Origin of the sequence: Campylobacter concisus, from assembly GCF_902460845.1 — a bacterium.
Lineage (GTDB): Bacteria > Campylobacterota > Campylobacteria > Campylobacterales > Campylobacteraceae > Campylobacter_A > Campylobacter_A concisus_X.
Genome location: NZ_CABPVS010000003.1, coordinates 140,709 through 161,140, shown reverse-complemented (window position 1 = coordinate 161,140; position 20,432 = coordinate 140,709). Strand labels below are relative to the sequence as shown.

Annotated in this window: 18 protein-coding genes; 17 read left to right on the top strand and 1 reads right to left on the bottom strand. The window is 38.3% G+C overall.

Translation table 11 applies throughout. The features are described from left to right. Positions 1 to 44 precede the first annotated feature (44 nt). The gene (locus F3H00_RS03920) at positions 45 to 449 is read left to right on the top strand and encodes a hypothetical protein (protein WP_148800353.1); all 405 of its coding nucleotides are present in this window, start codon (positions 45 to 47) and stop codon (positions 447 to 449) included. Here the strand turns inward: F3H00_RS03920 and F3H00_RS03915 are convergent. Next, on the bottom strand, positions 446 to 3,754 hold the full coding sequence (locus F3H00_RS03915; RefSeq protein ID WP_148800355.1) for a DUF748 domain-containing protein: 3,309 nt from the start codon (positions 3,752 to 3,754) through the stop codon (positions 446 to 448). The two genes, F3H00_RS03920 and F3H00_RS03915, sit on opposite strands and share 4 nt — an antisense overlap. A gap of 171 nt (positions 3,755 to 3,925) precedes the next feature. Here F3H00_RS03915 and F3H00_RS03910 point away from each other — a divergent pair, with 171 nt between their 5' ends. From F3H00_RS03910 to F3H00_RS03835, 16 genes are all read left to right on the top strand, one after another. Beyond that, on the top strand, positions 3,926 to 5,461 hold the full coding sequence (locus tag F3H00_RS03910) for an ABC transporter substrate-binding protein (protein ID WP_410369063.1): 1,536 nt from the start codon (positions 3,926 to 3,928) through the stop codon (positions 5,459 to 5,461). A 12-nt stretch (positions 5,462 to 5,473) separates the two neighbouring features. Continuing rightward, positions 5,474 to 6,412: an ABC transporter permease gene (locus F3H00_RS03905; RefSeq protein ID WP_148800358.1), complete on the top strand. Its 939-nt coding sequence runs from the start codon at positions 5,474 to 5,476 to the stop codon at positions 6,410 to 6,412. Then, on the top strand, positions 6,409 to 7,209 hold the full coding sequence (locus F3H00_RS03900; RefSeq protein WP_148800360.1) for an ABC transporter permease: 801 nt from the start codon (positions 6,409 to 6,411) through the stop codon (positions 7,207 to 7,209). The genes F3H00_RS03905 and F3H00_RS03900 overlap by 4 nt, the downstream gene beginning before the upstream one ends. Next, the gene (locus tag F3H00_RS03895) at positions 7,206 to 7,886 is read left to right on the top strand and encodes an ATP-binding cassette domain-containing protein (RefSeq protein ID WP_148800362.1); all 681 of its coding nucleotides are present in this window, start codon (positions 7,206 to 7,208) and stop codon (positions 7,884 to 7,886) included. Before F3H00_RS03900 ends, F3H00_RS03895 begins: the two co-directional genes overlap by 4 nt. Next, positions 7,883 to 8,632, top strand: coding sequence for an ATP-binding cassette domain-containing protein (locus F3H00_RS03890; RefSeq protein ID WP_148800364.1), 750 nt, complete (start codon positions 7,883 to 7,885; stop codon positions 8,630 to 8,632). Before F3H00_RS03895 ends, F3H00_RS03890 begins: the two co-directional genes overlap by 4 nt. Positions 8,633 to 8,658: 26 nt before the next feature. Continuing rightward, positions 8,659 to 9,735 (top strand): epoxyqueuosine reductase QueH, encoded by a 1,077-nt coding sequence (locus tag F3H00_RS03885; protein WP_148800366.1) that lies wholly within the window; start codon positions 8,659 to 8,661, stop codon positions 9,733 to 9,735. Between the two features lie 111 nt (positions 9,736 to 9,846). After that, a complete protein-coding gene (gene fabZ, locus F3H00_RS03880) occupies positions 9,847 to 10,293 on the top strand; it encodes a 3-hydroxyacyl-ACP dehydratase FabZ (RefSeq protein ID WP_087578292.1) in 447 nt (148 codons plus the stop codon). 26 nt (positions 10,294 to 10,319) lie between these two features. Next, positions 10,320 to 11,108: an acyl-ACP--UDP-N-acetylglucosamine O-acyltransferase gene (gene lpxA, locus F3H00_RS03875; RefSeq protein WP_148800368.1), complete on the top strand. Its 789-nt coding sequence runs from the start codon at positions 10,320 to 10,322 to the stop codon at positions 11,106 to 11,108. Continuing rightward, positions 11,108 to 12,340 carry an ATP-dependent Clp protease ATP-binding subunit ClpX gene (gene clpX / locus F3H00_RS03870; protein ID WP_148800370.1) on the top strand — a complete coding sequence of 411 codons (1,233 nt, stop codon included), beginning with the start codon at positions 11,108 to 11,110 and terminating at the stop codon, positions 12,338 to 12,340. Before lpxA ends, clpX begins: the two co-directional genes overlap by 1 nt. 9 nt (positions 12,341 to 12,349) lie before the next feature. Then, on the top strand, positions 12,350 to 13,387 hold the full coding sequence (locus F3H00_RS03865; protein WP_021090637.1) for a rod shape-determining protein: 1,038 nt from the start codon (positions 12,350 to 12,352) through the stop codon (positions 13,385 to 13,387). Beyond that, on the top strand, positions 13,377 to 14,132 hold the full coding sequence (mreC, locus tag F3H00_RS03860) for a rod shape-determining protein MreC (protein ID WP_148800372.1): 756 nt from the start codon (positions 13,377 to 13,379) through the stop codon (positions 14,130 to 14,132). Before F3H00_RS03865 ends, mreC begins: the two co-directional genes overlap by 11 nt. Beyond that, complete coding sequence (gene carB / locus F3H00_RS03855) at positions 14,132 to 17,392, top strand: carbamoyl-phosphate synthase large subunit (RefSeq protein ID WP_148800374.1); 3,261 nt, start codon at positions 14,132 to 14,134, stop codon at positions 17,390 to 17,392. Before mreC ends, carB begins: the two co-directional genes overlap by 1 nt. 163 nt (positions 17,393 to 17,555) lie before the next feature. Beyond that, complete coding sequence (locus tag F3H00_RS03850) at positions 17,556 to 17,996, top strand: hypothetical protein (protein WP_021090558.1); 441 nt, start codon at positions 17,556 to 17,558, stop codon at positions 17,994 to 17,996. Between the two features lie 49 nt (positions 17,997 to 18,045). Then, the gene (locus F3H00_RS03845) at positions 18,046 to 18,597 is read left to right on the top strand and encodes a DUF507 family protein (protein WP_087578297.1); all 552 of its coding nucleotides are present in this window, start codon (positions 18,046 to 18,048) and stop codon (positions 18,595 to 18,597) included. Further along, positions 18,597 to 19,715: a glutamine-hydrolyzing carbamoyl-phosphate synthase small subunit gene (gene carA / locus F3H00_RS03840; protein WP_148800376.1), complete on the top strand. Its 1,119-nt coding sequence runs from the start codon at positions 18,597 to 18,599 to the stop codon at positions 19,713 to 19,715. The genes F3H00_RS03845 and carA overlap by 1 nt, the downstream gene beginning before the upstream one ends. A gap of 22 nt (positions 19,716 to 19,737) precedes the next feature. Then, the gene (locus tag F3H00_RS03835) at positions 19,738 to 20,382 is read left to right on the top strand and encodes a sulfite exporter TauE/SafE family protein (protein WP_148800595.1); all 645 of its coding nucleotides are present in this window, start codon (positions 19,738 to 19,740) and stop codon (positions 20,380 to 20,382) included. Positions 20,383 to 20,432 lie beyond the last annotated feature (50 nt).

The following is a 20,432-nucleotide window of genomic DNA, read 5'->3' as shown; positions in this document are numbered from 1 at the left end:
AATTTGGCATTAAAATACAAAAATTTGTTACATAGGAGCAAAAAATGGACTACAACAAACATAACAAAGGCTTTGTTTGCTTTATGTACGGCTTTGGACGAAGCAGGATAGTTTATGCTGTTTTGATGTTTTTAGTCATATTTTTGCTTGGTTTTTTGACATTTGGCTTAAGTGCTCAAGCTGGCATTTTAAATTTACAAATAGCCTTTGGTGTCATGCTTTGCGGGCTTTTACTCATCCTTGTAAATCCAAAAATTTTTATCATTAAGCTAATTGGCTATTTAATTTCACTTGCTGGTGTTATGATCGCTCTTCACAATGCAAATTTACTAGGTGAAGGCTTTAGCTTATATTTTTACGCAAGCCTAGTCTTTGGCGCATTTATGATGCTCATGCTTCTTAGCTGGTTTGTTTACAACGCAAGAAGCAGTGAGATAAATGAAATTTAGTTCGCCACTCCCATAAGCACGCTTGTATAGGTGTTTTGTTTAGGATCTGAGCTTGTTGCATCATTTACATTTATGCGGCTAGTCTCAAGCCCAGCCTTGATGAGCGCTTCTTTTACTGCATTTGCACGCTCATTTGCTAGCTCAATTAGCTTTTCCTTATCCACTTCGATGGTTTTTATTGCCTCTTCTCTTAAGGCTTTATCGCTTTTATCTTTAGCGTTTGGAACGAGAGAATTTAGCACGGTAATATAATCTTTGCCACTTGAGGCGATTATTTGATTTATCTTTTGATCAAGCTTTTTTTCTTTAAAGTAGAGTACATCTATCTCGGAGTAAGTAGGCGTGATGCTAAGTTTCATCATAGGCTTTGCAGTGGTTAATTTTATAAAATCAGCTATTTTTGGTGCTTCTGAGCTTATTAGCTCGCTACTTCCAGCAAGAAAATCAATAGAGCTTAGATCCTTGCTGCCAAGTCCTAGAGCATTACCTAAAAATCTAAACGGAGCTAACGTAATGTCTGCAAAGAGTTTTTTAACAGCAGCCCAAATGACACCGCCATATTTAAAGTCTGGATCGTCTAAATTTCCTTCAACTGGCAGGTCGATATTTATTTGATTATTTTGATCGCTTAATATCGATATAGCAAGCGAAAGTGGTAAATTTACAGCATCTTTTGAATCGACCTTTTCTCCAAGTGTGAGTGTGTCAAAATTTATAAGATTTGAACCATTTAGTTTTGAATCAACAACGCTATAATTTAGATTTAAATTTAACTTACCTTTTTTTATTTTATAACCTAAAAATTGCCCGCTGTATGGTGTTATGTTGATTAGATCGATGTCTTTAAAATCAAGCTTAATGTCGCTATTTTGCTTTAGCTCAAAAGGAAATAGTTTTGCTGTAATCTGAGAAAAACCGTTTTTACCAACTGTGCCTTTAAACTCGCCAGAACTTGGACGTTTTTTATCGATGTCGGTTAGCTTGCCATTTAGATTTGAAATTTTTGTAGCAAATGGCATAAATAGTGACGCATCTGAAAAATCAACCTCGCCGTTGTTAAGTGAGAAATTTCTGATACTAAAATTTAGCTCGTCATCTTTTTTGCCAGCTGCCTTTTTGCTCTCAGTTTTTTGCTCACTTTGGACTTTGCTTTTATCTTCTTTTACGATTTTGCTTAGATTAAATTCGCGTTCTTTGCTTAGATGAGCCTTGATAAACGGCGAATTTAAAGCAACTCCAGTAATTTCAAGATTATCTTTAAAAAGTGAAATTTTATCCACTTCTAAACTTTTAAACGCGATTAGTTTTTCTTTATTTTTATCATCTAATCTAATATCTTTTACGCTAAGCTTTGCGTCCGCTTTTATATCTTTTGCATAGTGAAGCTCGGCGTTTGCACTCATCTCTCCACTTGAAAGATCTGCCTCTAAAAATGGCTTTGCGTAAGCAAAATATTTTGGCAAATTTTTATCTTCAAGTTTGATTTTAGCAGTTATATCAAGTGGTTCAAGTTTGATCTTTGAAGTTAGGTCTAAATTTAGCTTTTGCGAGCTTTTCATATCCACTTTCGCGTCAAATGGCTTACTAAAATCGCTACTTAAATTTGCTATTTTTACAAACAAATTATCAAATTTATGAGCGATCTTCTCGCCATCAAAAAGGTGCGTCAAAGCGATATTGGCGTTATTTACATTGATATTTTTTATATCAAATTTAAACTCATTTTCTTTGCTTTTTGAAGCTGATGTATTCTCTTTTTTGGTTTTAGTGCGATGATTGGCTGTTTTTGCTGGCTCTTTCTCACCAAGTCCAAGCTGGTTTATCGCGCTTAAGCCGTTACCATTTAACTCTGAGTTAAATTTTGGTCTATTTACATCGATATTCTCAGCGCTCAAAGCCATATTTAAAATATCAAATTTGATCGTTTTTGTAAGCACATCAGCGATATCTAAAATTTCTTTATTTTTTGCCTTTAAATTTATACCATTTATACTAATCTCATCAAGAGTTGCAAGGCTTTTATTGGTATCTTGAGTGAAGCTAATGTTTGAGATTTTAGTCCCTTCCACATTTGCATTCGCATTTTTACTAAGTGGGGCATTGATGCCATCAAACGCTATTTTTTCAAGGGTTAAAGTGGTTTTGCTATTTGCTAAATTTGCATTTAAATTTGAGGCATTTATATCTTTTAGATTTACTAAATTTTTACTGGTTTCGTCTATTTTTAGGGCATTTGTATTTATGCTATTTAGTGTGGCTGTCACATTTAGCTCACTTTTTTCATTTAAATTTGCTAAAAGCGAAATATTGCTTAAATTTAGTGATTTTAAGCTTACTGCTATTGCATTCTTAAATGACACATCGCTTAAATTTATGGCATTTAACTCTAATTTAGCATCTATCTTGTCTGCTATTTTACTTGATAGATCAAATTTTGGAAGCTCTAGCTCACCAAGGCTTAGTTTGTTTTTGCCCTCATCTATGCTTAGTGATTTTACATTTAAAAAGCTATCCTTTAAATTTATATTTGTAGCGTTCTCGTCGGCAATTAAAGCGTAATTTATTCCTAAATTTATGACCGCATTTTTAAGATTTAGTGTGTCATTATCGATAAAGCTAATCGCCACTGGATCTATGCTAAAGTCTTTTATGCTGATATTGCCCTCGATTTTTAGGGGATTTAGCTTGATATCGCCATTTAGATCGATCTTGTGAGCTAGAGTCGAGTTTGAGTCAAAAATATGGCTGCCCGCACTATTTTTCTTAGTATTTAGCGAGCTTAGCTCGTAGTTTATATCATCAAAGCTTACGTTAAATGGATTTGTGAGGTTTTGATCGCTATATGAAAATGAGCCTTTGATGATTTTTGCGTTATTTAGGGCAAAATTTATAGAGCTAGTGCTGTTATCTTCGGTAGTTGCGTTATCATCGCTTATAAAATTACTAAAGTTAAATTTTGAATTTTTATCTCGTAAAATTTTGACATTTGGTTCTTGAAGCCTAAAAATATCAACTTCAACTAATTTTTTAAAGATAGAAAATGGCTTTAGCTTGATGTCGATTTGCTTTGTGCTAAAAAGTGGCGAAGTAGTGTTTAGCTCAGAATTTGTCGCATTTAGCTCGAAGGTAAAAGGATTAAATTTAGCACTTTCCACAAAAAGCGTTGCGTTGTAGTCTTTTAGATATTTTGGAGCGATATTTTTAATGCCATAAGGTACTCCAAAAAAGCCAAGAAGCGTATAAAAAAGCAAAAGTGAAACTAAACTTATGCCTGAAATTAGGGCTATTTTTTTATTTTTATTCATTTAAATTTTTACCTTGAAGTGATCTAAAATAAACTTTGATTTTACTTTAAATAAGGTTAAATTCTAGTTAGAAATTTCCAAATTTTTAGACGTTCAAATTTGCATTTTAGTTAATAATACTTTTATAAAATTCGTATTACCATTTCACAAATATTTCAATCAAAGGAGATAATTGTGAAGAGAATTTTACTTGCATTTTTCTTGTTATTTGGCGTTTGCCTTTACGCAAACGAGAGCAAAGTCGTGGTCGCTATCGAGGAGCAAACACCTCGTATAAATCCACTCTACGACGAGGATCACGATCCTACGCTTTCGCTGGTTTTTTCTGGACTTACTAGCCATGATGAAAATAGCCACGTCGTGCCTGAGCTTGCCAAGTCTTGGCAGGTGAGTGATGATGGGCTGGAGTATGTTTTTGAGCTAAGAGATGATGCTTTTTGGCATGACGGGGTGAAATTTAGCGCAAAGGACGTTAAATTTACCATCGAAGCGGCTCAAGATAAGAAGCTAAACGCGCCTGCTATCTCAAACTACGAGGTGGTAAAAAGCGTTGAAATTTTAGGGGATTATAAAGTAAAGATTACGCTTAATGAGCCGTTTCCGCCGTTTCTTGACGCACTTAGCTTTGGCATTTTGCCCGAGCACATTTTAAAGGGCAAAGATATCGCGACTGATAAATTTAATGACGCTCCTATTGGCACTGGCGCATACAAGCTTGTAAAATGGAAAAAAGATGAGAGTTTGGAGTTTGTGGCAAATGATAAATTTTACAAGGGCGAGCCAAAGATAAAAAGGGTATTTTTTAAAATTGTTGGTGATGAAAATTTAAGGCTCGTTGGGCTTAAAAGTGGTGAGATAGACGTTGCTCTCATTTCTCCAACTGGCGTAAATTTTATAAAAGATGATAAAAAATTAAGCCTGCTTAAATTTAAAAGTGCAGACTATAGAGCTTTGATGTTTAACTTTAATGATCCTCTTTTTCAAGATAAAAATGTAAGGATAGCTCTAAACTACGCTATAAATAAAGATGAGATAGTGAAAAATTTATTTCACGGATATGCAAGCGTAGCGAATAATCCTATAGAAAAAAGCTTTGCAAATGACAGCGAGTTTAAATTTAACTACGATCCGCAAAAGGCTAGGGAGCTGCTTGAAAAGAGTGGCTTTAAGAAAAATAAGGCTGGCTTTTTTGAAAAGGACGGCAAGGAGCTTGGCTTTGATATCTATGCCTTTAATAACGACATCTTAAGGGTCAATCTAGCCAAAATTTTAAGCAGTGAGCTAAATAAATTTGGCGTGAGAGCCAAAGCCTACGCAAAGCCAAGAACAGCCTTTAGTATAAGCGAGGTTGATAGCTTTATCATCGGCTGGGGAAGCCCATTTGATCCAGATTTTCACACATACAGGATCTTTGGCGGATTTGCCGATGTGAGCATAAATGAAAATGGCTGGAATTTTAACCACTACAAAGATGCAAACGTTGATCTCGCCCTAAAAAACGCAAGATATACAAAGGACGTGGAGCTTAGGAAAAAATACTATAAAGAATTTCTAAAAGCGCTTTTTGAAAATCCACCTTACATTTTTATAGCCTATCTTGACTATCCACTCGTTTTTAACAACAAAATTTTAGGCATAAAGACGCAAATTTTAGGTCACCATGGGGCTGGATTTTTATGGAATATAAGAGAGTGGCAAGTAAAATAGTGGACAAAAGCCTTGTCTAGAGCCATTTTAAAAACAGCGATCTCAAGCCTTGGGTTGCTGTTTTTTATCTCATTTTTTCTATTTTTGCTCATATATTTTTTGCCAGGAAACGTCACTGACGCGATGTTTTTGCGAAGCGAAGCGGTGAGCGTGGCTATAAAAGAGCAAATTTTAGAAAATTTGGGGCTAAAAGATGGCTTTTTTGTGCAGTATTTTAGATGGCTAGCTCACTTTGTCACGGGGGACTTTGGCACTAGCTTTGTAAGCGGGGCAAGTGTGTCGCTGCTCATTAAAGAGCGGCTTTTAAACTCACTCATTTTATTTTTTGCTTCGTTTTTTTTGATAGTTTTTTTATCATTTTTCTTGGGGCTTTTAAGCGCCATTTATAAGAATAAATTTGCCGACATCTTTATAAATTTTAGCTCGTTTTTGCTAGCTTCACTACCGCATTTTTACATCGCACTCGTGCTAATAGCGATCTTTAGCGTCTATCTAAACGTGCTGCCAAGCTCTGGGGCAAACGAGCTAGGATCTAGCGGAGTAGGGGCTAAATTTATCATCTTACCAACGCTTGCCATCATCTTGCCACACCTTGGCGCAAACGTGAAATTTGTGCGTGACAGGCTAAATCAAAGCCTAAATGCTGACTTTATCCAAACAGCGCGCGCTAGAGGCTTGAGCAGTGGCAAAATTTATCTCTTTGCGATAAAGCACGCAAGCACCGATATAGTCTATTATTTCGCCACTCTTGTGGCTGGCGTTTTTGCAGGATCATACGTCATTGAGAGTATTTTTTCATTTCCGGGCATAGGCAAACTAAGTCTTGATGCAGTGATCGCCAAAGACTATCCAGTCGCACTTGCAACCATTTTGCTAACGGCCGTTTTTGTTGTTTTTGCAAATTTGCTAGCAAAAATTTTTGCTATTTTGGCAGATAAGAGAAATTTATGAGAAAAGTCATATTTTTTCTAGCTTGCTTTGTATTTTTGGCACTTGTCGCATTTGCCTTTGTGACGCCGTTTTTTTCTAAATTTGAGCCAAATTTTACTAACTTTATGGCGGTAAATTTAGCCCCAAGTAGTGAGCACATCTTTGGCACTGACATCCTAGGCAGGGACAATCTCACAAGAGTTGCCTACGCGCTTAAAAACTCACTTCTTATCTTGCTACTAGCTGGCTTTTTAACGACGCTTTTTTCACTCATCTACGCATATTTTGGCACGAGCAAGTGCAGAGTTTGTGAGAGCCTTTTTGATAAGGGACTTGATGCCTTTTTAAGCATACCAAACATCGTTTTTATCATGCTTTTTAGCTCATTTAGTAGCGGAGATCTCTTTATAACATCTTTTATCATCGCCATTTGTTCCTTTATGCAGGGCGCAAAAGTCTTTATGCAAAATTTAAGGCTTAATAAAAAGTGCGACTACGCCGAGCAGGCCGTGATAAATGGCGCTGGTAAATTTAGCCTTATCTGCTTTGAAATTTTGCCAAATTTAAAGCATCTTGTAGTTAGTATCTTTGGCATAAATGCGATAAATGCAGTCGTCATGGAGGCTACGCTTGGTTTTTTTGGCGTTGGCAGTGATGCAAATAAAATAAGCCTTGGCATCATGCTAAATGAGAGCAAAGAGGCGCTTTTTCTTGGCTCTTGGTGGATGGTGCTTTTCCCCGGTGTGACGCTCTTTTTGCTCATCCTTGCAACCTCGATCATCACGTCAAATTCAAAAAATGGCAATATAAAAATATGATAGAGATTAGAAATTTAAACGTTTTTTATAAGGATAGGCAGCTTTTGAGCGAGCTTGATTTTGACATGAGCGAGGGTAAATTTATAGGTATCACAGGCGCTAGTGGCAGCGGCAAATCGCTCTTTGCAAAGAGCCTAATAAGGCTTTTTGATGATCATTTTAGAGTGAAGGCAGATAAATTTAGCATTTATAAAAAAGATATCTTAAAGCTTAGTCAAAATGAGCTAAAAGAGTACCGAAAAAAGGTCGCTGCGCTTGTTTTTCAAAACTCAGTTGCCAGCCTGCATCCACTCTTAAACGTGGGCGATCACTTTAACGCCTATCTTGATGGCGACAAAAGGGCAAATAAAGAGCTTGCGTTTAGCTACTTTAAGGAGTTTGGTCTAAATAACGCAAACCTCATCTGGCACAAATACTCATATGAACTAAGTGGGGGCGAGGCGAGCCGCGTGCAGATCGCTCTTGCGCTTTGTCTAAAACCAAAAATTTTGATCTGCGACGAGATAACAAGCGGGCTTGATAGCATTAGCGGGGGCCAAGTAGCAGGCATTTTAGAGAGCCTAAAAGGCAAGATAAGTGTCATCTTTATCTCACATGATGAGGCGCTGACAAACTATCTTAGCGATGAAATTTGGCAGATGAGAGATGGGCGGCTAAATTTAAAGGAAAATGCGTGAAAATCAGACTTGAAAACGTCTCAAAAAGCTTAAACTTCAAAGAACATTTTAATGCCAAGGCTGAAACTTTGCACCTTTTGGAGGGGATAAATTTTGAACTTGATGATGGCGAAAATTTAGCCATTTTGGGCCAAAGTGGTAGTGGCAAGAGTACGCTTGCAAAGCTCATATCTTTTAGTGAGCCAAAAAGTGAGGGCAAAATTTACATAAACGATTGGGAGATCACGGATAAAAATGAGCTCAAAAAAGATATCAGATATATCTTGCAAAACCAAAAGCAAGCCCTAAATCCAGCGCTAAAAGTAAAAACAGCTATCGCTCATGTGAGGTCATATCTCAAGCTTAGTTTTAGTGAAAATGAACTCAAAGAGCTTCTAATAAATTTAAATTTAAAAGATGAAATTTTAGAAAAATATCCGTCACAGCTAAGTGGCGGTGAGGCGACAAGGGTTGGGATATTGCTAGCCCTTCTTTCAAAGCCAAAAATTTTAATCTGCGACGAGATAACAAGCGGGCTTGACAATGCGACAAAGCAAAAGATCATAAATTTGCTTTTAAGCTTAGATGAAAAGATCAGCATTATTTTTATCACGCATGATATTTTAAGTGCTAAGATGATTGCAAAAAAAGTACTTATAATCGAATCTGGCAATCAAATGGTTTTTGGTAAATTTGATGACCTAGTAAGCCAAAATATTCTTAAAAAATACCTCGATGCGGCTAAATTTTATGATAAAAAACTTTGATATAATGCAAGCAAAAAAGGTCAAATTTGCTAGTTCATATCTGCTGCTCGGTCGATAGCCACTACTTTTTAGGGCGCCTACAAAAAGACTATCCAAATGAACGAATAGTAGGCTATTTTTATGATCCAAACATACATCCATATAGCGAATTTTTACTGCGTTTTGAGGACGTGAAGCGAAGCTGCGAGAAGCTAGGCATTGAGCTAATATGTGGCGAATACGATTATGAGGCGTGGCTTGGCGGCACAAAAGGACTTGAAGATGAGCCAGAAAAGGGCAAAAGGTGCGAATACTGCTTTGACTTTCGTATGAAAGACTCCGCTAAAAAGGCACTTGAGCTAGGTCTTAGTAAGATAACGACGACACTTTTGATGAGTCCAAAAAAAGACTTTTCTCAGCTTAAAAAGGCGCTTGATGAGGCGGTGGCTGGCTCAAATTTGGAGGCTGTTGCAGTTGATTATAGAAAAAATGGTGGCACAAGTGAGCAGTTTATCCTCGCTAAAAAAGACAAGCTCTATCACCAAAACTACTGCGGCTGCGTCTTTGCGCTAAAAAAACAGAGAGACTCGCAAAATTTACCTCAAAGTGAGCTAATGAGCGAGCTACACGCAAGGGCGCTTTATGGTAGCATTGAGGCGAGGCTTGAGCTTTATAAAAAGGTGCGCGAGTGCGAGGCAAAGGGGGAGAAATTTCACCTTTTTAGAAGGCGATTTTTAAACTACAGGCTTTTACGTGCTTACGTAAAATTTGAAGGTTACGTGACACCGAGTTACTTTGTGCTTTACTCTGGTTTTAAAAGAGAGAGTTTAAAGCTAAATGTAGCAAGAGATTGCGAGATGGATGATGAGCTAAAAGAGGGCGTGGTTTTTATGAGCTTAAATCGATTTAATAAATTTACAAATAGTAATTTTGCAAGCATAGATGAGCTTTGCAAAAGACCGCTTGAGCTTAGTGATGAGATGAAATTTCGTCGCGATACAAGTGGAGAATTTTCGCAAAATCCTATCATCATCTTAGACGAGATCAAAAAGGGCAGCTACGAAATTTATGCAAAGGCTGTTTTTTATAATGACAGCGAAGAAATTTTGGTTTTAGAGCACTAAATTTAAATTAATCAAAGCTAAATTTCAGAGATTTTTAAGAGAGGCTAATAATTTTTTTCTTAGTATAAATTTGTTACAATCGCCAAAAATTTACATTACTAAGGCTAAAACGTGATAGACGTCGTAGAAATTCAAAAAATTCTCCCACATAGATTTCCATTTTTACTTATAGATAGAGTTGTTGAGCTAGAGCCAGCTAAAAACATCGTGGCTTACAAAAATGTAACCATTGGTGAGCCTATATTTCAGGGGCATTTTCCAGGTCACCCAATATATCCTGGTGTTATGATAATCGAAGGCATGGCGCAAGCTGGTGGTGTGCTAGCTTTTAAGAGCATGAGCGACGAGCACCAAGCTGGTATCGAGAATAAAGTGGTCTATTTTATGAGTATAGACGGAGCAAAATTTCGCCATCCTGTCCGCCCTGGAGATAGACTAGAGTACAGACTAAACGTGCTAAAGCACAAGGGAAATATTTGGGTGCTTGAAGGTAAAGCATACGTCGATGAAGTACTTTGTGCAGAGGCTGAACTAAAAGCGATGATAGTCGATAAATAGGCTTTTGCTTAAGAAAAAGAGAGACAATGAAAAATATCCACCAAACAGCTGTAATAGAAGATGGAGCGATAATAGGAGATGACGCAAATATCGAGGCCTACGCCTTTGTAAGTAAAGATGCAGTCCTTGGCAACAACGTCACGATAAAGCAGGGTGCTAGGGTGCTTGGCAAAACCAAGATCGGCGATAACTCTCGTGTATTTAGCTATGCGATCGTAGGCGATATCCCACAAGATATAAGCTACAAAGACGAGGTCGATACTGGCGTCATCATCGGCGAGCACGCAACTATACGTGAGTTTTGCACGATAAACTCAGGCACGCACAAGGGCGATGGTATAACAAGGATCGGCGATAACGCCTTTATCATGGCGTATTCTCACATCGCACACGATTGCATTATCGGTAGCAACGTCATTTTGGCAAACAACGCAACTCTAGCAGGCCATGTCGAGCTTGGCGACTATGCTGTTGTGGGTGGCCTTACGCCTATTCATCAGTTTGTTAGGGTTGGCGAGAGCTGCATGGTAGCAGGTGCTAGTGCACTAAGCCAAGACGTAGTGCCATTTTGCTTAGCTGAAGGCAATAGGGCTTATATAAGAAGCTTAAATTTGGTTGGCATTAGACGCAGATTTAATAAAGAGCAAGTTGAAGAGCTGGTTCGTACTTATAAATTTTTGTTTAATCAAGGCATTAGCTTAAAAGATCAAGCAAATGAGCTGATCTCAAAAACTAGCGACGAAAACGTGAAGAAAATGTGTAAATTTATATTAGAAACGACAAGAGGAATTCCACTTGCAAAAGGAAGAGATTAATGGCTAGAAAGTGTAATTTTTGTGGAGAGGCTGAGTCTGCCGAGAGAAGGCTACTAGCAGATATAGAAGGAAATGCCTATATATGCGAGTATTGTATAGCAGCCGCATACGATATGATACATGGAGATACTAGCGTAGAAGAGAGTAAAAATGACGAAACGATAGAGTATCAAAAGCTCACACCAAAGGAGTTAAAGGCGGTACTTGATAACTACGTGATCGGTCAAGACAGGGCTAAAAAGGTGTTTAGTGTCGGCGTATATAACCACTATAAGAGAATTTTTAAACAAAGCGACATCAAAGACGATACTGAAATTTCAAAATCAAACATCTTGCTTGTTGGCCCAACTGGAAGTGGTAAGACGTTGATGGCTCAGACTTTAGCGAGATTTCTTGACGTGCCTATCGCTATTTGTGATGCTACGAGTCTAACTGAAGCTGGATATGTTGGCGAGGATGTTGAAAATATCCTTACCAGGCTTTTACAAGCTGCAAATGGTGACGTGAAAAAGGCGGAGCAAGGCATTGTCTTTGTAGATGAGATCGATAAGATCGCTAGAATGAGTGAAAATAGAAGCATTACAAGGGATGTTTCAGGTGAAGGCGTACAGCAAGCGCTTTTAAAGATCATCGAAGGAAGTGTTGTAAATATCCCACCAAAAGGTGGTAGAAAACATCCAAACCAAGACTTTATCCAGATAGATACGACAAATATTTTATTTGTTTGTGGTGGTGCATTTGACGGACTTCTTGATATTATCGAGAGAAGGGTTGGTAAAAACATACTTGGATTTAACCAAGAAAAACGTGGCAAAAATGAAAAAGAAAATTTACTAAGCCTACTTGAGCCAGACGATCTTGTAAGATATGGCCTCATTCCAGAGCTTATAGGTAGACTTCACGTAGTAGCTACTTTAAATGAGATAACAAAAGAAGATATGGTTAAAATTTTAACCGAGCCAAAAAATGCGATATTAAAACAATACCAAAAGCTTTGTGCTATTGACGGTGCTACACTTAAATTTGATGATGAAGCACTTGAAGAGATAGCAAGTCTGGCTATTGAGAGAAAGACTGGAGCCAGGGGGCTTAGAAGTATAATGGAAGAGCTTATGACAGACATAATGTATGAGCTACCAGAGTTAAAAGAGTATGATATTGTTATCTCAAAAGAGACTGTAAAAGATAAGGCAAAGCCAATTTTAATAAAGCACGATAAGAAAATAGCGTAAAGGAAATAGATGTTTTTAGATCAGGTTATAGGTTTTTTCTCAAGTGATATGGGCATAGATCTCGGTACTGCAAATACACTTGTTTTGGTAAAGGATAAAGGCATAATAATAAATGAGCCTTCTGTTGTTGCAGTAAGGCGTGAGAAATATGGCAAACAAAAAATTTTAGCGGTCGGACATGCTGCAAAAGAGATGGTAGGAAAAACTCCAGGCGATATTGAGGCGATAAGGCCGATGAGAGATGGCGTTATTGCGGATTTTGATATGACTGAGCGTATGATACGCTATTTTATAGAAAAGACTCACAAAAGAAAAAGTTTTTTACGCCCAAGGATCATCATCTCAGTTCCTTATGGACTTACTCAGGTCGAAAGAAAGGCCGTTAGAGAGAGCGCCTTAAGTGCTGGTGCAAGAGAAGTATTTTTGATAGAAGAGCCTATGGCAGCAGCGATTGGCGCAAATTTACCAGTTCGTGAGCCACAAGGTAACCTAGTAGTTGATATCGGTGGTGGTACGACTGAGATAGGTGTTGTCTCACTTGGTGGTCTAGTTATTTCAAAATCAATCCGCACAGCTGGCGATAAGATTGATATTAGCATTGTTAATTACATAAAAGAGAAATATAACCTACTAATAGGTGAGCGAACTGGCGAGGAGATAAAGATTGCTGTAGGTTCTGCTGTGCAGCTTGAAAAAGAGCTAAGCGTAGTGGTAAAAGGTCGCGACCAAGTAAGTGGTCTTTTAAGTAGAGTCGAGCTAACAAGCGAAGATGTGAGAGAGGCGATGAGAGAACCACTAAAAGAGATCGCAGATGCGCTTAAAACCGTGCTTGAGATGATGCCGCCTGATCTTGCGGGCGATATCGTGGAGACTGGTATCGTGCTAACTGGCGGTGGAGCTCTCATTAGAGGACTTGATAAATTTTTATCTGATATCGTTAAACTTCCAGTTTTTGTAGCAGATGAGCCACTTCTCGCGGTTGCTAGAGGAACGGGCAAGGCACTTGAAGAGATCGGGCTTTTACAACAGCTGACAAATGAAGAGTAAGATTGTTCTTTTTGTTTTTATAGCATTGCTTGCTACGGCCTCAGTTTTCAAGGGAGAAATTTTAAGTAATCTTTCTATTGGGTTTAGTAACTATGCTACAAATTCATACGACAATTTTGCTAAAAGCGTGAAAGACTATATAAACGAATATTTTAGGCAGGCTAGCGAGATAGAAAAGCTAAGAGCGCAAAATGAAGAGCTAGAGCGCTCAGCCACGCTTCTTTCTACTTTTGCGAACGAGCTAAATCAAATTTTAAAAGATAAAAACTCAACTGCCTACGCCCCAGCTGTAAAGCTAGTAAAAGGGCTTAGCTACGTGCATATCGGGGATTATAATAAAATTTGGATAAGTGAGTTTGAAGGATACGATCCAAATAAAATTTATGGACTCATCTATCAAGGAAATAGCGCTGGCATAGTCATCGCAAAAGATGGCAAGCCGCTAGCTTACTTGCAAAATGACCCAAAAAGTATCTTTGCAGTTTACATAGGAAATGACAAAATTCCAGGCATTGCGCATGGAAATCAAGGCCAAATAATGGTGAAATTTATCCCACAATGGCTCAGTCCAAAAGAGGGCGACGAGGTCTTTACGAGCGGGCTTGATGGGATATTTTTTAGTGGGGTGCCAGTAGGGCGCGTGAGTAAAATTTTAAAAGAGAGCTCCTATCAAAGCGTGATAGTTGAGCCCTATGCAAAGCTAAACATACCAAACTATCTATACGTTGTAACAAAGGAAAAATGATGCCAAAAAGAACAGATATAAATACCATTTTGCTAATCGGCTCAGGCCCTATCGTCATCGGTCAAGCCTGCGAATTTGACTACTCAGGCACGCAAGCGGCCAAGACGCTAAAAGAGCTTGGATACCGCGTAGTGCTTATCAACTCAAACCCAGCCACCATCATGACTGACCCAAATTTTGCCGATGCAACGTATATTGAGCCGATCACAAAAGATAGCATTTTAAAGATCATCGAAAAAGAAAATATTGATGCCATCTTGCCAACGATGGGCGGACAAGTAGCGCTAAATGCCGCTATGGAGGTCTTTGAGAGCGGTCTTTTAAAGGATGTGAAATTTCTTGGTGCAAACCCAGAAGCGATAAAAAAAGGCGAAGATAGACAAATTTTTAAAGCGACTATGCAAAAGATCGGCATGGACCTGCCTGAGAGTAGATATGCTTACAACATGGATGACGCGCTAAATGCAGCAAATGAGATAGGCTTTCCGCTCATCATAAGAGCTAGCTACACGCTTGGTGGTGCAGGAAGCGGCGTGGCTTATAATATGGACGAGTTTAAAGAGCTAGCCAACACCGGCCTTGACGCAAGCCCGATACATGAAATTTTGATAGAAGAGAGCTTGCTTGGCTGGAAAGAGTACGAGATGGAGGTCATTAGAGATAGAAATGATAACTGCATCATCGTCTGCTCTATTGAAAATTTTGACCCAATGGGCGTGCATACAGGCGATAGCATTACAGTAGCTCCAGCACTCACACTCACGGATAAAGAATATCAGGCTATGCGTGATGCAAGCTTTGCCATACTTCGTGAGATCGGTGTTGATACTGGTGGTAGTAACGTGCAGTTTGCCATAGATCCAAAAACTGGCCGTATGATTGTTATCGAGATGAACCCACGCGTTAGCCGAAGCTCTGCACTTGCCAGTAAAGCCACTGGATATCCGATCGCCAAGGTAGCGACGCTTCTAGCCGTTGGTTTTAGCCTAGATGAGATCAAAAATGATATCACAGGCACACCTGCTAGCTTTGAGCCGGTGATTGACTACATCGTGACAAAGATCCCGCGCTTTACATTTGAGAAATTTCCAGGATCAAACCCATATTTAGGCACTGCGATGAAGTCAGTTGGCGAGGTTATGGCGATAGGCAGGACATTTAAAGAGAGTATTCAAAAGGCGCTTTGCAGTTTAGAGCGCGACCTTTGCGGATTTAATAGCCTTAGCCTAGAGAAAAACGCTCTGATTTATGGTATCAGAAATGCAAATGAGCAGAGAATTTTATACCTAGCACAAGCCTTTAGAGATGGTTTTAGCGTGGCTGAGGTGCATGAGTTTAGCAAGATCGATCCTTGGTTTTTAGAGCAAATTTATGAGATAGTTAAATTTGAAGATAAGATCGACATGGATATATTAAACAACGAAGAGCTACTGCGAGAGGCCAAAAGTATGGGCTTTTCAGACAAGATGATAGCTGTGCTTATAAATGAAAAAGACGATCTTGAGCTTAGCCAAAATGATATATACTTTGCTAGGCAAAAGCTTGGCATCGAGCTTGAATATAACGAGGTTGATACTTGCGCGGGCGAATTTAAGGCACTAACGCCGTATCTTTACTCAACCACAAATATCACTAAATTTCCTAAAAAAGAGCTAGCAAAAGACGCTAAAAAGGTGATGATAATAGGTGGCGGTCCAAACAGAATCGGCCAGGGCATAGAGTTTGACTACTGCTGCGTGCATGCAAGCTACGCTCTAAGAGACCTTGGCATAAAAACGATAATGTACAACTGCAACCCAGAAACCGTCTCAACCGACTACGACACGAGCGATATTTTGTATTTTGAGCCGATTGATTTTGAGCACGTGAGATCAGTCATCGAGCGCGAAAAGCCAGATGGCGTGATCGTGCATTTTGGCGGTCAAACTCCGCTTAAATTTGCAAAACGCCTAAGCGTGATCGGCGCTAAGATCATCGGCACAACCGCAAGAGTGATCGACGTGGCCGAGGATAGAAAGAAATTTAGCGAATTTATAAATAAAATAGGCGTCCTTCAGCCTAAAAATGACACCGCTACTAGCCTAGAAGAAGCCTTACAAAAGGCCGCTACTATCGGCTATCCAGTGCTCGTTCGCCCAAGCTACGTCCTAGGCGGCAGGGCGATGAGAAGGGTACACAACGAGAGCGAGCTAAAAGAGTATATGAGCGAAGCGGTCAAAGTTAGCAACCACTCGCCAGTGCTACTTGATAAATTTTTACAAGATGCAAAAGAGCTTGATGTAGATGCGATATGTGACGGCAAAGAGGTCTATATAGGCGCGATAATGGAGCACATCGAAGAGGCTGGAATTCACTCTGGCGACTCAGCTTGCATATTGCCACCGATGAGCTTAAGCGCAGAAATGATAAAAAAAGTGGAGAAGCAAACCAGAGATATCGCGCTAAATTTAGGCGTTGTCGGCCTTATGAATATCCAGTTTGCCATCTATGAAAACGAGCTTTATATGATCGAGGTAAATCCTCGCGCGAGCAGGACCGTGCCGTTTGTGAGCAAGGCTACTGGCGTGCCAATGGCAAAGGTAGCGACAAGAGTTATGTGGCAAGGAAATTTACGTGAAGCGTTTAAATTTTATGATGATTACAAAGTGGTTTATGAAGATGGCGACATCCTAAAACCTCGCGTTAGCTCGCATATTTGCGTAAAAGAGTGCGTGTTGCCGTTTAATAAGCTAAGTGGTGCCGATCTCATCCTTGGTCCTGAGATGAAGAGTACGGGCGAGGTCATGGGCATAAGCCACGATTTTGCAAGCTCATTTGCAAAGAGTCAGATCGCTGCGAGCAATACTTTGCCAAGCAAAGGCAGGGTCTTTTTAACTCTAGCTGACGCTGATAAATCTTACGCGCCAGACCTTGCAAGAGAGCTAATAGCGCTTGGCTTTAGCATCATCGCAACTGGCGGTACACATAAAATTTTAAGCGAGGCTGGTGTGGAGGCCGAGTTTGTCTATAAGATAAGCGAAGGCAGGCCAAACGTTGAAGATAGGCTTAAAAACGGCGATATCGCGCTTGTCATCAACACAAGCGATACAAAATCAAGCGTGGATGATGGTAAAAAAATCCGCCAAAACGTGCTTAGATTTAAAATTCCTTACTTTACAACGATCCGAGCAGCACTTGCAGCCGCTAAGTCGCTAAGCTCGGTACAAACCGGCAAAGCACTTGAAGTAAAAAGCTTGCAAGAGTATTTATCTAAAAAATAATAAATTTAAGGCAGTTTAGCTTATAGCTAAACTGTTTTTAAAGTATTGCTAGAAGCAGTAGATGTCTATGTATGGCATTTTGCTTTGAATTTTAGTCTAGCTTTCATCAATCTAGTAATATTAAAGCTTATGTTTAATATAATCTCACTCAAAAGGAGAGATTATGAAAATTTTAAATGCTTTTTTTACGGGTATTATATTTGTCCTTGCTCCTATTTTTACGCTATTTGTTGGAATTTACAACAACTACTTTTCTTACTATGGCATAAGCGAGTATTTTAATGTTATTTTTGTTGATAACGTACCTTTTTTATGGCTTTTGCCTGTATTTTTTATATTTGGGTATTGCTTTTTTTACGCGCCTTTTAGAAAAATTTTTAGAGCCTTTTATTTAGTTTTGTTGATAGTTTGTGCTTTTAGTTGGTATCCTGACTTTGGACGCACTTTAGGAGAAAATTATTTTATGAGCAAATCGCTATCTTTAGATATCTCATCAAATTTAGAAAATGAGCAAAAGACTGATGGAAAGATACTTTATGAAGGACGAAGAGAAATTTATTTTTTAAGAAGCGATAATAATAAAGTCGTTAAAATTTCAAAGTAAAGTTTTACCTTTATTTAGTTAAAATGGCATAAAAATTTAAAGGTTTAAAATGCGTTTAAAACTCCCACACGTTCCGTATATTTCACATAAAATAGCAATAGATCTTCTAAATTGTGGTTTCGTAAGACTAAATAAAGGCATTGAGCCAATCGTAGCAAAAACAAGTGAAATTTTAACAGTCGATATTCAAAAAGAAAGAGCTTTAGATGAGCGAGTAAATGAGCTTTTGGAGAAAAATGAAGACGAGATGCAAACTATGCAAATTGACCGCAAAAATATGTTTTGGCTCGTTAAAAAGAAGCTCGCAGGTGAATTTGATGTAATCTTAACTCACGAAGATAGATTTAGCAATATCGCTCACAAAGTGCTTGAAACTATTTGGAAGAGCGGTCTTGTTGATTATAATGTATCTGAAAATCGCGTAAAAAATGTGATTTATAACTCAATAGACGAGTACTTAAAAAGCTATGAGAAGATAGAAGATGATGTTTATGAAATGATACAAAATTATAAACATAAGCTAATCCCAGGAACTGATGAATATGATCTTGTTTTTGAGCGTTTGTATCAAGATGAGCTTAAAAAAAGAGGCATGCTTTAATGAAAGCTTATATCTACATTGAAAATGGTGTTTTTTTAGAAGCAAAAGCTTTTGGTGCTCATGGTGAGTGTGCAGGTGAACTCGTTTTTAATACCTCGATGACTGGCTATGAAGAGATCATGAGCGATCCAAGCTATGCTGGTCAGTTTATCGTCTTTACGATGCCAGAAATAGGCATAGTAGGTATAAATGAGGATGATATGGAGAGCCTTAGAATTCATGCAAGTGGCATTATAATGAGAAGCTACAACGAGACTCCGTCAAACTACCGCTCACAAAAATCTTTGGGAAAATTTTTCGAAGAGCAAGGTAAATTTGGCGTTTATGACATTGATACTAGATACCTTACAAAGATGCTACGCGATGAAGGTGCGCTTATGGCCTATATCTCAACGCAGATAAGTGATAAAGATGAGCTAAAACGCAGGCTTGAAAGTAGCGGACGTATAGAAAATATAAACTACGTAAAAACAGTTAGTGCGATGGATGAGTACGAGCATAAAAAAGGCGCTTGGGATAGAAATTTAAAGTCATATAAGCCGTTAAAAAGTATTGGTAAAAAGATAGCTGTTTTTGACTTTGGCGTAAAGAGAAATATCCTAAACGAGCTATGTGAAACCGGCCTTGAGGTTATCGTCGTGCCACACGACACTAAGGCTGAAATTTTAATAGAAAAATTTAAAAATAGTGAGATAAATGGGGTATTCTTATCAAATGGTCCTGGTGAGCCAAAAAATTTAAAGGCCGAAATAGGCGAGATCAAAAAGATGATTGAGGCTAGGATACCTATATTTGGCATTTGCCTTGGACATCAATTACTCTCAAACGCCTTTGGATACGAGACATATAAGCTTAAATTTGGTCAGCACGGAGCAAATCACCCAGTGCTAAATTTAGAAACCAAGGCGATCGAGATAACAACACAAAATCACAACTATAACGTGCCTGAGAGTATCGCAGAAGTAGCTGTTGTGACTCATAGAAATTTATTTGACAACACGATCGAAGGTGTGAGATACAAAGACTATCCGATCTTTTCGGTCCAGCACCACCCAGAAGCAAGTGGTGGTCCAAGCGAGAGTAAATATATATTTAAGCAGTTTTTAGAAATTTTATAAGATGCAAAGCATAAACCTTTACATGATTATCTCAGTTGCATTTTTAAGTAGTTTTAGTCATTGTGTAGGTATGTGTAGCGGATTTTTGAGCTTGCAGACTCTATTTTTTAAAGGTAAGAATAAAATAGAAATTTTAATGCTAAGCACACTTTATAGTCTAGCTAGAATTTTTGCTTATGTAGTTTTAGGAGCTTTGTTTGGTGCCTTTGGAGCGGCCATTAGCTTTGGTTTGCAAGTAAGAGGTCTTATATTTTTTATAGTTGGCTTAGTGATCGCGTTTATCGGTATTGCCTTACTTTTTAGGGGTGAGCTTTTAAAATTTGTAGAGAATCAAAAGGCGCTTAATTTTGTAGTAAGAATTGCAAAAACAAGGATTCAAAAGAAAAATTTAGCAAATTTTTTATTACTTGGTTTTTTAAATGGCTTTTTGCCTTGTGGTGTGGTTTATTATTTTTTGGCACTTGGGATTTTAAGTGCAAATTTTATTGATTCGGCTTTTATAATGCTTGTATTTGGTCTTTGTACATTGCCAGCTATGCTTTTAGCTAGCTTTGTATTTGGAATTTTAAATGAAAAATTTAAAGACATAATGTTTAAGATCTCAGCTAGCATAATGATAATAAATGGAATTTATCTATCGTTTTTAGGATATAGAGCAAATGCCTAAGATAGTTAAAGTAAGAGAGATAATTGTTAATTGTGTCAAAATTTATGAAG